The organism is Streptomyces niger, from assembly GCF_000718305.1.
GTDB lineage: Bacteria > Actinomycetota > Actinomycetes > Streptomycetales > Streptomycetaceae > Streptomyces > Streptomyces niger.
In genome coordinates this window covers 103,158-115,353 of the sequence record NZ_JOFQ01000003.1, presented here as the reverse complement: position 1 = coordinate 115,353, position 12,196 = coordinate 103,158, and the positions used below count along the sequence as shown (strand labels likewise).

General features: G+C 72.7%; 8 protein-coding genes. All 8 read left to right on the top strand.

What is annotated here, in order from left to right:
- Positions 1 to 56 precede the first annotated feature (56 nt).
- Positions 57 to 1,070: an ROK family protein gene (locus IF20_RS07110; protein ID WP_052864151.1), complete on the top strand. Its 1,014-nt coding sequence runs from the start codon at positions 57 to 59 to the stop codon at positions 1,068 to 1,070.
- Between the two features lie 59 nt (positions 1,071 to 1,129).
- Positions 1,130 to 2,563 carry a purine-cytosine permease family protein gene (locus IF20_RS07105; protein ID WP_052864150.1) on the top strand — a complete coding sequence of 478 codons (1,434 nt, stop codon included), beginning with the start codon at positions 1,130 to 1,132 and terminating at the stop codon, positions 2,561 to 2,563.
- Between the two features lie 101 nt (positions 2,564 to 2,664).
- On the top strand, positions 2,665 to 3,678 hold the full coding sequence (locus IF20_RS07100) for a LacI family DNA-binding transcriptional regulator (protein ID WP_052864149.1): 1,014 nt from the start codon (positions 2,665 to 2,667) through the stop codon (positions 3,676 to 3,678).
- 110 nt (positions 3,679 to 3,788) lie between these two features.
- Entirely contained in the window at positions 3,789 to 6,776 is a 2,988-nt protein-coding gene (locus IF20_RS07095; RefSeq protein ID WP_052864148.1) for a glycoside hydrolase family 3 protein, read from the top strand.
- Between the two features lie 65 nt (positions 6,777 to 6,841).
- The gene (locus tag IF20_RS07090) at positions 6,842 to 8,068 is read left to right on the top strand and encodes a sugar ABC transporter substrate-binding protein (protein WP_052864147.1); all 1,227 of its coding nucleotides are present in this window, start codon (positions 6,842 to 6,844) and stop codon (positions 8,066 to 8,068) included.
- Between the two features lie 10 nt (positions 8,069 to 8,078).
- The gene (locus IF20_RS07085; RefSeq protein ID WP_052864146.1) at positions 8,079 to 8,978 is read left to right on the top strand and encodes a carbohydrate ABC transporter permease; all 900 of its coding nucleotides are present in this window, start codon (positions 8,079 to 8,081) and stop codon (positions 8,976 to 8,978) included.
- 7 nt (positions 8,979 to 8,985) lie between these two features.
- Complete coding sequence (locus tag IF20_RS07080; protein WP_052864145.1) at positions 8,986 to 9,807, top strand: carbohydrate ABC transporter permease; 822 nt, start codon at positions 8,986 to 8,988, stop codon at positions 9,805 to 9,807.
- 51 nt (positions 9,808 to 9,858) lie between these two features.
- Positions 9,859 to 12,147 carry an alpha-xylosidase gene (yicI, locus tag IF20_RS07075; protein ID WP_052864144.1) on the top strand — a complete coding sequence of 763 codons (2,289 nt, stop codon included), beginning with the start codon at positions 9,859 to 9,861 and terminating at the stop codon, positions 12,145 to 12,147.
- Positions 12,148 to 12,196 lie beyond the last annotated feature (49 nt).

The following is a 12,196-nucleotide window of genomic DNA, read 5'->3' as shown; positions in this document are numbered from 1 at the left end:
CGGAAGGCACTCATCCCGTTGAATGGTGACAAACTGTCACTTGATCTGGAGGCGCCGTGAACCGTACCGAGGAGCAGGCGCCGGCGGCGGCCGACCGGGTGCTCGGGCTGGACGTCGGCGGCACGGTCATCAAGTCGGCGCTGGTCGCCCCGGACGGCGCGGTCACCGGCGAGCGCCGCTCCGCCACCTGCCCGGCCGACGGCCCGGATGCCGTGCTCGCGGCCGTACTGGACCACGCCGAGCGGGCCGTGGCCGAGTCCCGAGCCGGTGGCAGCACGGTGCGGGCCGTGGGCATCGCCTCCTGCGGGCTGGTCGACGAGGACGCCGGCACGGTGGTGTTCTCCTCGGTCGTCAAGTGGCGGGACGTGCCGCTGCGGCGGCTGGCCGCAGCCCGGCTCGGCCTGCCCGTCGCCCTCGGCCACGACGTGCGCTCCGGCGGCGTCGCCGAGGCCCGGCTCGGCGCGGGCCGGGGCCACCCCGTCGTGCTCTTCGTCCCGGTCGGCACCGGCGTCGGCGGCGCCCTCCTGCTCGACGGCCTGCCGTTCCCCGGCAGCCACTGGCGCTCGGCGGAGCTGGGCCATCTGGTGCTGCGGCCCGGTGGCGAGCCCTGCGGATGCGGGCAGCGCGGCTGCCTGGACACGCTCGCGGGCGGCGCCGCGCTCGCCCGGCGGTACGCCGCCGCGCGCGGTGCGGCGAACGACGGCGCGGGACCCGGGGTGACCGCGGAGGAGGTGGCGCGCCGGGCGGCTGCGGGCGATCCGGCCGCGGCGCGGGTGTGGGACGAGGCGGCGGACGCGCTGGCCGAGGGGCTGCTGGCGGCGGTGACGCTCTTCGATCCCGGGGTGCTGGTCCTGGGCGGCGGCGTCGGCCAGGCGGGCGATCAGCTGCTGGTGCCGTTGCGGCGGCACCTGGAGCGCCGGGTCGCCTTCCAGGTGCTGCCCGACATCGTGCGTGCGGTGCTCGGGGAACGCGCGGGCCGCATCGGCGCCGCCCTGCGCGCCTGGGACCTGCTGCGGTCCGGGCAGACCGGCGCGACCGGGACCACGGCCCCCGCGGGCTCCCTTCCCTGATCCGGGCGGCGGGCCGCTCCCGGTTCCGTCCGCCCGGCGTCCTCATCGAGAGGTCCACGATGCACCGACGTCCCCCCACACCCGCCCGGTTCGTCGAAGGCCGCACCATCGAAGCGGTACCGGAGGACGAACGGCGCGGCCGGCCGCGCGACCTGTTCGCCCTCTGGTTCGCCGCGAACATCAGCCCCCTCACCCTCGTCTCCGGCACCCTCGCGCCGGTCGTCTTCGGCCTCGGTCTGTGGCCCGGCCTCGCCGCCGTCCTGCTGGGCAACCTCGCCGGCGGCTTCCTCATGGCGCTGCACGCGGCCCAGGGACCGAAGCTCGGCGTGCCCCAACTCATCCAGAGCAGGGGCCAGTTCGGCAGCCACGGCGCGCTGTTGGTCACCGTGCTGGTCGTCTTCATGTACGCGGGCTGGTTCGCCTCCAACCTGGTCATCGCCGGGCAGGCGCTCCACCGGGTCGTGCCCGCGCTGTCCGTCCCGGCCTGGTTGGTGGTGTGCGCCGTCGCCGGGCTGGTCGTCGCCACGGTCGGGTACGACCTCATCCACCGGGTCGGCCGTTGGGCGACGGTGCTCGCGCTGCTCCTGCTGGCGCTCTGCGCCGTACGCGTCCTCACCACACCGGACGTGCTCCGACGAGCCGCCGCGCAGGATGCCTGCACCCTCGCGGGCTTCGTGGGCATGGCCGCAACCGGCGTACTCCTGCAGATCGCGTACGCGCCCTACGTGTCGGACTACACCCGCTACATGCCGTCGGACGCGGCCGGGCGCCGTGCCACGCTGTGGTGCACCTACTGGGGCTGCGTGCTGGGCAGCGCGCTGCCGATGCTGCTCGGCGTGGTCATGGGCCTGGCCGTCGCGGACGACACGATCAGCGGGCTGGCCGCGGTGCTCGGCCCCGCTCCGTCCGCCGTCGTGCTCTTCGGTTTCGCCGCCGTCGTCGTGCACATCAACTCGATGAACCTCTACGGCACGGCGCTCTGCCTGGTGACCGCGGTGCAGACGTTCCGGCACCGCTGGCTGCCCGGCCGGGCCGCCCGGGCCCTCCTGATCGCAGCACCGCTGGCCGTGAGCCTGACCATGGCGCTGGCCTTCCAGGACACCTTCCTGGCCTCCTACACCGACTTCCTCTCGGTCCTGCAGTACGTCCTGATCCCCTGGACCGCCATCAACCTCGTCGACTTCTACCTGGTCCGGCGCGGCGCGTACGACGTGGCCTCCTTCTTCGCCCCTGCGGGCGGGATCTACGGCCGCTATCAGGCGTCCGCGCTCCTGGTGTACGCCGCGAGCTTCGCGCTCCAGGTGCCCTTCATGCACACCTCCGCCTACACCGGCCCGGTCGCCCGTGCGCTGGGCGGCACGGACCTGGCCTGGGCCGTCGGCCTGGTCTCGGCGACCATCGGGTACGGGGTGGTGGCGCGGCTCCGCGCACGACGCGGGCCGTGCCCTGGGGCGGTGAAAGCGCCTCAGGAAACCCGGCGTTCACACCATTGACACTCCCCCACCCCCTCCCTACTGTTCCGGCGAATCGCTTCGACGCCCGCTGTCGAAACGATTCGATTCGCCGGTTCGGGCGCGGTGCCGAGGAGAGCGCGATGGTCAAGATCACGGATGTGGCGCGGCGCGCCGGCGTGTCACCGAGCACGGTGTCGTACGTGCTCAGCGGCAAGCGGTCCATCTCGGCCGCGACCCGGCACCGGGTCGAGGAGAGCATCCGTGAGCTCGGGTACCGGCCGCACGCCGGGGCGCGGGCACTGGCCAGCAGCCGGTCCAACGTGGTGGCGCTGGTGATGCCGTTGCGCAGCGGGGTCCATGTACCGGTGCAGATGCAGTTCGCGGCGGCGGTGGTCACCACGGCCCGGACGCACGACCACGACGTGCTGCTGCTGACGCAGGAGGAGGGCGACGACGGGCTGCGGCGGGTGGCGGACAGTGCGTTGGTGGACGCGCTGGTCGTGATGGACGTCCAGCTGAACGACGCCCGGGTGCCGCTCCTCCGCTCCCTGGGGCTGCCCTCGGTCCTCATCGGGTTCCCCGCCGAGGCGCACGGGCTGACCTGCATCGATCTGGACTTCACGGCGACCGGCGAGGAGTGTGTGGCGCATCTGGCGCGGCTCGGGCACCGCAGTGTGGCGTTGCTCGGCTCACCGCCGGAGGTGTACGTGCGCGACACCGGGTTCGCCCGGCGGACGGCGGCGGGCTTCACGGCAGCGGCCCGCCGGTACGGCATGCGCTCGGCCGTGCTGCCGTGCGCGCCCGGCCCGCAGGCCGCGCGGGAGACCGTGGACCGGCTGCTGCGTGAACACCCGGACCTCACGGGCGTCGTGGTGCACAACGAGCCGGCGCTCGGCCCGCTGCTGGAGGCGTTCCACGGTGCCGGCCTGCGGGTGCCGGCGGATCTGTCGGTGGTCGCGCTGTGCCCGGACGAGCAGGCCGAGGGCGCCGCGGTCCCGCTCACCTCCGTCGCCATCCCCGCCGCCGAGGTGGGCGAGCGGTCCGTCGAGCTGCTGATGGCCAAGCTGGCCGGCCGGGAGGTGCCCGACGCGACGCTGCTGCCGCCGCGGCTGACCGAGCGGGCGAGCACCGCGCCTCGTACGCCCACCACCTGACGGCGACCGACCGCGGCCGGCCGGCCCCACTCTCACCGGCGCCGGCACCACGCATGACGCACCACGCACCGTGCACCGTTCATCGAAGCGCTTCGACTCGAAGGAGTCCAGTGAAGCCCCAGGGTCCCTCCCGACGTGACGTGCTCGCCCTCGGCCTGGCCGCCGCTCCCCTGGCCGCCGGCCTGAACGTGGCGGGAGCCGGCTCCGCGGCGGCGCGCCCGCGGGCCGCCGCGAGCTCCGGTCACCCCTTCCGCGATCCCCGACTGCCCCTCGGGCGACGCATCGACGACCTGCTCGGCCGACTGACGCGGGACGAGAAGATCTCGCTCCTGCACCAGTACCAGCCGGCCGTCCCACGGCTCGGCATACGGCCGTTCCGCACCGGCACCGAGGCGCTGCACGGCGTCGCCTGGCTCGGCCCGGCCACCGTCTTCCCGCAGGCCGTCGGCCTGGCCACCACCTGGAACCCCGACCTGATCAGACGCGTGGGCGCGGCCGTGGGCGACGAGGCGCGCGGCTTCCAGCACGAGCGTCCGGAGGGCTGGGGCCTGAACCTGTGGGCACCGGTGGTGAACCTGCTGCGCGACCCGCGCTGGGGCCGCAACGAGGAGGGGTACAGCGAGGACCCGTACCTGACCGGCGTGGTGTCCACCGCCTACGGAAAGGGCCTCCAGGGCGACGACACCCGCCACCTCAAGACGGCACCCACGATCAAGCACTACCTGGCGAACAACACCGAAACCCGCCGGACCACCTCCGACTCGGTCCTGCGCCCCCGCGTCCTGAAGGAGTACGACGAGGCGGCCTTCCGTCCGGCCCTCACCGCCGATGCCGTGACCGGGGTGATGTCCGCGTACAACCTGGTCAACGGCCGCCCCGCGACGGTGAACCCGCACCTGAACGACACCGTGCGCGAGTGGGCGGAGCAGGACCTCTACAACGTCACGGACGCGGATGCCCCCAACAACCTGCTCCCCGGCAACCAGGACTACTACGCCACCCGCGCCGAAGGCGACGCCGCCGCACTCAGAGCCGGCATCGACGGCTTCACCGCCGACAACGCGGACCCCGCGAAGACCGTCGAGGCGATCGGTACGGCCCTGGCGAAGGGGCTGATCGACGAGGCCGACCTCGACACGGCGGTACGGCACCTGCTCGGCATCCGTTTCCGGCTCGGCGAGTTCGACCCCGACGGCGGCCCCTACGCGAAGATCGACAGATCGGCCATCGACAGTCCGGCACACCGCGCACTGGCCCGCGAGACCGCCTGCGAGGCGGTGGTCCTGCTGAAGAACGACGGTGCGACGCTGCCGCTGGACGCGCGGACCGTCAAGAAGGTCGCCGTGGTCGGCCCGCTGGCCGACACCCTCTACACCGACTGGTACTCGGGAACCCTCCCCTACGGGATCACCCCGCTCCAGGGCGTCGGAGCGCGACTCGGCTCCGCCGGTACGGTCACCACCAGCGAAGGCGTGGACCGGGTGGCGTTCCGCAACACGGCGACGGGCGCCCACCTCACCGCGGGCAGTGGCGAGAGCGGGGCCGTGCTCGCGGAGCGGGGCGGCAGCGCGGGCGACACCGCACGGTTCGACGTCTTCGACTGGGGCCAGGGCGTGGTGACCCTGCGCAGCGTGGCCAACGGCAAGTACGTCGGCTACGACGGGACGGCCTTCCGCAACGACCAGGCACAGCCCAACGGCTGGTACGTACAGCAGCAGTTCGTCCTGGAGGAGGCGGACGACGGCACCGGCACGCGGCTCATCCGCTACGCCGGGTACGAGACCGCGGCCGACTGGTTCGGCGACAAGAAGTACCTCAGCACCGGCGAGGACGGCACGCTGCGGCTGGCCACCCGGGAGGACGCCGCCCGGTACGAGGTGGAGGTCGTGCGCGACGGGATCGACCACGCGGTCGAGGCGGTACGCGGCGCGGACGCCGCGGTCGTGGTGGTCGGCAGCATGCCGTTCATCAACGGCCGCGAGGACCACGACCGTACGGACCTGGCACTGGCCGCGGGACAGTCGGCGCTGGTCAAGGCGGTGCGCGCGGCGAATCCCCGTACCGTCGTCGTGCTGGAGACCAGCTATCCGGTGACGGCCACCTGGGAGCAGCGGCACGTGCCGGCGATCGTGTGGACCACGCACGCGGGCCAGGAGACCGGGCACGCCGTGGCGGCCGTGCTGTTCGGCGACCACAACCCGGCCGGGCGGCTCACCCAGACCTGGTACCGCTCCGCGGACGACCTGCCGGACCCGCTGGACTACGACATCATCGGCTCGGACCGCACCTACCTCTACTTCCGGGGCGACCCGCTGCTGCCCTTCGGGCACGGCCTGTCCTACACCACCTTCCGCTACGGCCGGCCCGAGCTGTCGGCGCGCACCGTGGACGCCGACGGCACGGTCACCGTCTCCGTGCGGGTGACCAACACCGGCGAGCGGGACGGCGACGAGGTCGTCCAGCTCTACACCCACCAGCGGACCTCACGCGACAAACAGCCGCTGAGGCAGCTCCGCGGCTTCGCCCGCGTGCACGTGAAAGCGGGGCGGAGCACCACCGTCCGGCTGCCGCTGCACGCCGCGGACCTGGCCCACTGGGACGTCACACGGGGCCGCTGGGTCGTGGAGAGCAGCGTCCACGACGTGTTGGTGGGCGCGTCGTCGCGGGACATCCGGGGACGTGCGGCCCTCCGCGTCGACGGCGAGACCATCCCGCCCCGGGACCTGGCCAGGACCACCCGCGCCGCCGACTTCGACGACTACCGAGGGGTGCGCATCGTCGACGAGAGCAAGGCGCGCGGGGACGCGGTCGGCGCCACCGGGGACGGTGCCTGGATCGTCTTCCGCGACGCCGAACTGGGCGCGCGGGTACGGACGTTCAGCGCACGCCTCGCGAACGCGGACAGCGGCAGCGGGACCGTACGGGTACGGCTCGACTCCCCGGACGGGCCGGTCGTGGGGACGCTGCCCGTCCCCGGCACGGGCGACCGGTACACGTACCGCACCGTCACCACCCGGCTGCGCGGTGCCCACGGCCGGCACGACGTCTACCTGGTCTTCTCGGGCGCGATGCGGCTGAGCACCTTCTCGCTGCGCTGACGCACCGTCACTGGCCGCACGCCGCCGCCGTACCCCTCAGAGCCGCCGAACGGAGAACCCGACCCATGCCCTCCCGCACAGCAAGACCCGTGCTCGCCGCGGTCACGGCGGGCGCAGCGGTCGCACTCGGTCTCACCGGGTGCGCCTCGGCGCCGGACCCCGGCACGGTCACCGTGCTCAACTCGGCCACCGACACCGCCGAACACACCAAGAACCAGAAGTTCTTCGACCGCTGCGCCCGGCCGCTGGGCCTGCGCGTGGAACAACTCAGCGTCCCCGCCGACCAGGTGTCCTCCAAGGCGCTGCGGATGGCCTCTTCCCATTCCCTGCCCGACATCCTGGAACTGGACGGCTCCGAGCTGCCGCAGTTCGCGCTGACCGGCGGGCTGCGGCCGCTGGACGACCTCGGCGTGGACACCTCCGGCTTCTCCCGCAGCGCCGTCTCCCTCGGCTCGTACCAGGGCACCCGGTACGGCGTGGCGCGCTCGGCCAATTCGCTGGCGCTGTACTACAACCCCGACCTGCTGGCGAAGGCCGGTGTCGAGCCGCCCCGCACCTGGGCCGAGCTGCGCACGGCGGCACGCGAGCTCACCCGGGACGGCACCTACGGCCTGGCCTTCAGCGCCACTCCGGACGCCGACGGGGTCTACCAGTTCCTGCCGTTCTTCTGGTCCTCGGGCGGTGACGAGGCGCGGCTCGGCGACGGTGGCGGCGCGAAGGCGCTGGGCCTGTGGAAGCAGCTGGTGGCGGACCGGTCCGTCTCCAAGGCCGTCGTCAACTGGAACCAGCAGGACGTCAACGACCAGTTCGTCGCCGGCCGCGCCGCCATGATGATCAACGGGCCGTGGCAGGTGCCGGTGCTCGACGCGCAGAAGAAGACCAGGTGGGCCGTCGCCACGATTCCCGTACCCGAGGCGGGCGGCACCGCGGTGGCGCCCATCGGCGGCACCGTGATGACGGTACCGAAGAGCGACACCCCGGAGCGCGAGAAGAACGCCGCGAAGATCCTCGACTGCCTCAACACACCGCGGAACCAGCTCGCCTGGGGCAAGGCGACCAACAACGTGCCGACCCGTACCACTGCTGCCAGGTCGTACGCGGAGCAGAGCCCGAAGCTCGCGCCGTTCACCGAGCTGGTCGCCACCGCCCGCTCCCGCACCGCCCGGGTCGGCACCCGGTGGCCGGCCGTCGGGGACGCGCTCGCGGGCGCCTTCCAGTCCGTACTGACCGGCCGGAGCAGCCCGGAGGCGGCCCTGCGCCGCGCCCAGCAGCAGGCTTCGACGGGGAAGTGAGACACCGGCCATGAACCACCTCACCCGGCGCCCCGCGCTCCTGCGCTGGCTCTTCATCGCCCCCGCGCTCGTCTACATGGCGGCCTTCTTCGGCTATCCGCTGGTCCGCAACCTGCTGATGAGCTTCCAGCACTACACGCCCACCACCTACTTCACCGGCGAGGCCCCCTTCAACGGCCTCGACAACTGGCGGGCCGTGCTCGCCGACCCGCTCTTCACCGACGCGTTGTGGCACACGGCGCTGTTCACGGCCGGGTCGTTGCTCGGCCAGTTCACCATCGGTCTCGCGCTGGCCGTCTTCTTCTCGCGGCGCTTCCGGCTCGCCGGGCCGATCCGGGCCGTCCTGCTGCTGCCGTGGCTGGTGCCCATGGTGGTGTCCGCCGTGGTGTGGCGGCGCATCCTCGACCAGGAGCACGGCGTCCTCAACACCTTCCTCCGAGGCCTCGGCCTGTCGGACGGCGGGGTGCCGTGGCTGAGCAGCCCGAGCGTGGCGCTGTTGTCCGCCGTCCTGGTCAACATCTGGATCGGCATTCCGTTCAACATGGTCATCCTCTACGGCGGCCTCCAGGAGATACCGCGCGAGCTGTACGAGGCGGCCGCGCTGGACGGGGCGCGCCCCTGGCGGGCGTTCCGCTCCATCACCCTGCCGATGCTGCGGCCGGTGATCACCGTCGTCCTCGTCCTCGGCTTCATGTCCACGGTCAAGATCCTCGACCTGATCCTGGCCCTCACCGCGGGCGGCCCCGCCGACGCCACCCAGACCCTGGGCACCGTGACCTACCAGCTGTCCTTCCTGCGCCTCGACTTCGGCCAGGGGGCCGTCGTCGGCACCGTCCTCATCCTGGTCAGCGCGGTCTTCGCCGTGCTGTACCTGCGCGCGAACCGCGCCGACTTCGGCAAGGGGAAGTGATCCCGACATGCTCCCGACACCTGCTCGCCGGCTGCGCGGCGCCTGGAACACCGCCGCCGCGCTGCTGATCCTCGCCGTGCTGCTCTTCCCCGTCTACTGGATGCTGAACACCGCGCTCCAGCCCGCTTCGGGCATCGCGGTCGACTGGTTCCCGAGCGCTCCCGGCCTGGAGAGCTTCCGGCTGGCGCTGTCGAGCCAGGGCCGTTCGATGCTCACCAGCCTGGCCGTCGCGCTCGGTGCCGTGGCCGTCTGCCTCGCGCTGGCGGCGCCCGCCGCGTACGGGCTGGCGCAGTCCGCGCTGCGCGGCGGCCGCGCCGTCGTCTTCACCACGCTCATCACGCAAATGGTGCCGGGCATCGTCATCGCGAACGCCCTCTACAGCGCCTACGCCGAGCTGGGTCTGGTCAACTCCTACCTCGGGCTGATCCTGGCCGACGCCTCGCTGGGGCTGCCGTTCTCCATCGTGCTGCTGCGCGCCTTCATGGTGTCCCTCCCCGGTGAGGTGATCGAGGCGGCGCTGGTGGACGGTGCGAACCGCTTCACCGCGTTCGTCCGCATCGTGCTCCCGATGAGCCGCAACGCGCTCATCACGGCCGGGCTGTTCACCTTCCTCTTCGCCTGGTCGGACTTCATGTTCGCGCTCACCCTCAACACCACCGACGACGTCAAGCCGGTCACGCTCGGCATCTACCAGTTCGTCGGCGCCCACGTCAGCGACTGGGGCGCGGTCATGGCCACCGCCGTGCTGTCCGCGGTGCCCGCGGCGGTCCTGCTGGTCGTCGCCCAGAAGTACATCGCGGCGGGCATCGCCGGCGGCTCCGTCAAGTAGCGGTGGTCGCCGGCCACCGCCACCGCTCCCACCAGGAAGGCAGTTCACCGGATGAAGTTCACCGACGGCTACTGGCTGATGCGGGACGGCGTCGACGCGTCGTACGCCACCGAGATCACCGACACCCGGGTCGCGGACGACCGCTTCACCCTCTACGCCGCCGTCCGCCACGTCCGGCACCGCGGCGACACGCTCAACGCTCCGCTGCTGACCGTGGAGTGCTTCTCCCCCGCCGAGGGCGTGATCGGCGTCCGTGCCACCCACCACGCCGGCGCGGCCGACCGCGGCCCGCACTTCGCACTGCACGCGGACCGGGACGCCGCCTCGGCCGGAAAGGTCCACCACGACGGCGGCGTCCTGGAACTGTCCAGCGGCGCGCTGTCGTTGCGGGTGGACGCCGCCGCCCCGTACCGGCTGGACTTCACCGCGGACGGCCGCACCCTCACCTCTGTCGGGGCGCGCGGCACCGGATTCGCCACCACGCCCGACGGCGCCCACCACTCCCTCGCGCAGCTCTCCCTCGGCGTCGGCGAGCTGGTGTACGGGCTGGGCGAGCGCTTCACGCCGTTCACCCGCAACGGGCAGCGGGTGGACGTCTGGCAGGCGGACGGCGGCACCGCCAGCGAGCAGGCGTACAAGAACGTCCCGTTCCACCTCACCAACCGCGGCTACGGCGTCTTCGTCAACCACCCGGGGCACGTCTCCTACGAGGTGGGGTCGGAGGCGGTCGGCCAGGTCCAGTTCAGCGTCGAGGGCCAGAGCCTGGAGTACTACGTCGTCCACGGCCCGACGCCGAAGGAGATCCTGGACCGCTACACCGCGCTGACCGGCCGTCCCGCGCTGCCGCCCGCCTGGTCGTTCGGGCTGTGGCTGTCCACGTCCTTCACCACCGACTACGACGAGGAGACCGTCACGCGCTTCGTGCGCGGCATGGCCGAGCGCGACATCCCGCTCGGCGTCTTCCACTTCGACTGCTTCTGGATGCGCGCGTACCAGTGGTGCGACTTCACCTGGGACCCGGAGGTCTTCCCGGACCCGGAGGGCATGCTGCGGCGGCTGAAGGAGGAGCACGGACTGAAGATCTGCGTCTGGATCAACCCCTACATCGCGCAGAAGTCCCCCCTCTTCGACGAGGCCGCCCGGCTCGGGTATCTCGTGCGCAGGCCCGACGGCAGCGTCTGGCAGTGGGACATGTGGCAGGCGGGCATGGGTCTGGTCGACTTCACCCATCCCGGGGCCCGCGAGTGGTACGCGGGCAAACTGCGCGGGCTGCTCGGGCAGGGCGTCGACTGCTTCAAGACCGACTTCGGGGAGCGCATCCCCACCGACGTGGTGTGGCACGACGGGTCCGACCCGGCGCGGATGCACAACTACTACACCCACCTCTACAACCGCACGGTCTTCGAGACGCTCGCAGCCGAGCGCGGCGCGGACGAGGCCGTGGTCTTCGCGCGCTCCGCGACCGCCGGCGGCCAGCAGTTCCCCGTCCACTGGGGCGGCGACTGCGAATCCACCTTCGGCGCGATGGCCGAGTCGCTGCGCGGCGGACTCTCGCTCGGCCTGTCCGGCTTCGGCTTCTGGAGCCATGACATCGGCGGCTTCGAGGGCACGCCGAGCCCAGAGGTCTTCAAGCGCTGGGTGCAGTTCGGCCTGCTGTCCTCGCACAGCCGGCTGCACGGCAGCACCTCGTACCGCGTGCCGTGGGACTACGACGCGGAGGCCGTCGCCGTCACCCGCGACTTCACCCGGCTCAAGCACCGGCTGATGCCGTACCTCTTCCACGCCGCCCGGCAGGCGGCGGAGCACGGCACGCCGGTCATGCGCGCGATGCTGCTGGAGTTCCCCGACGACCCGGCCTGCCACACCCTGGACCGGCAGTACATGCTCGGCGACGACCTGCTGGTGGCGCCCGTCCTCAGCGCCGACGGCTCCGTGGAGTACTACGTGCCGGACGGGGAGTGGACCCACCTGCTCTCCGGCGAGCGGGTCCAGGGGCCGAGCTGGCGGCGCGAGCGGTACGGCTTCGACAGCCTGCCGCTGCTGGTGCGCCCCGGCTCCGTCATCCCCTTCGGCAGCGCGTCCGACACCGCCGTCAGCGACTGGCGGCACGACGTGACCCTGCGCGTGCACCGGCTGCGCGACGGGGAGCGCGTGACCACCAGGGTCCCGGCCCCGGGCGGTGCGCCCGACGCGGTGTTCCGCACCCGCAGGGACGGCGCGCGCGTCCTCGTCGAGGCCACCGGGGCGCCGGGCCCCTGGCGGGTGCTCCTCGCCGACACCGGCACCCTCCTGACAGCCGCCGCCGGCACGGCGGAACTGTCGGCGCCGCTGGACGACTGATCCCGGAGCGGCGGCAACCTCCCCGCGGCGAGCGGCGACCAACGGGTGT

Coding starts and splice junctions, on each gene's coding strand:
- IF20_RS07080 (WP_052864145.1), top strand. CDS start 8,986: ATGCTCCCGACACCTGCTCGCCGGCTGCGCGGCGCCTGGAACACCGCC.
- IF20_RS07090 (WP_052864147.1), top strand. CDS start 6,842: ATGCCCTCCCGCACAGCAAGACCCGTGCTCGCCGCGGTCACGGCGGGC.
- IF20_RS07085 (WP_052864146.1), top strand. CDS start 8,079: ATGAACCACCTCACCCGGCGCCCCGCGCTCCTGCGCTGGCTCTTCATC.
- yicI (WP_052864144.1), top strand. CDS start 9,859: ATGAAGTTCACCGACGGCTACTGGCTGATGCGGGACGGCGTCGACGCG.
- IF20_RS07100 (WP_052864149.1), top strand. CDS start 2,665: ATGGTCAAGATCACGGATGTGGCGCGGCGCGCCGGCGTGTCACCGAGC.
- IF20_RS07105 (WP_052864150.1), top strand. CDS start 1,130: ATGCACCGACGTCCCCCCACACCCGCCCGGTTCGTCGAAGGCCGCACC.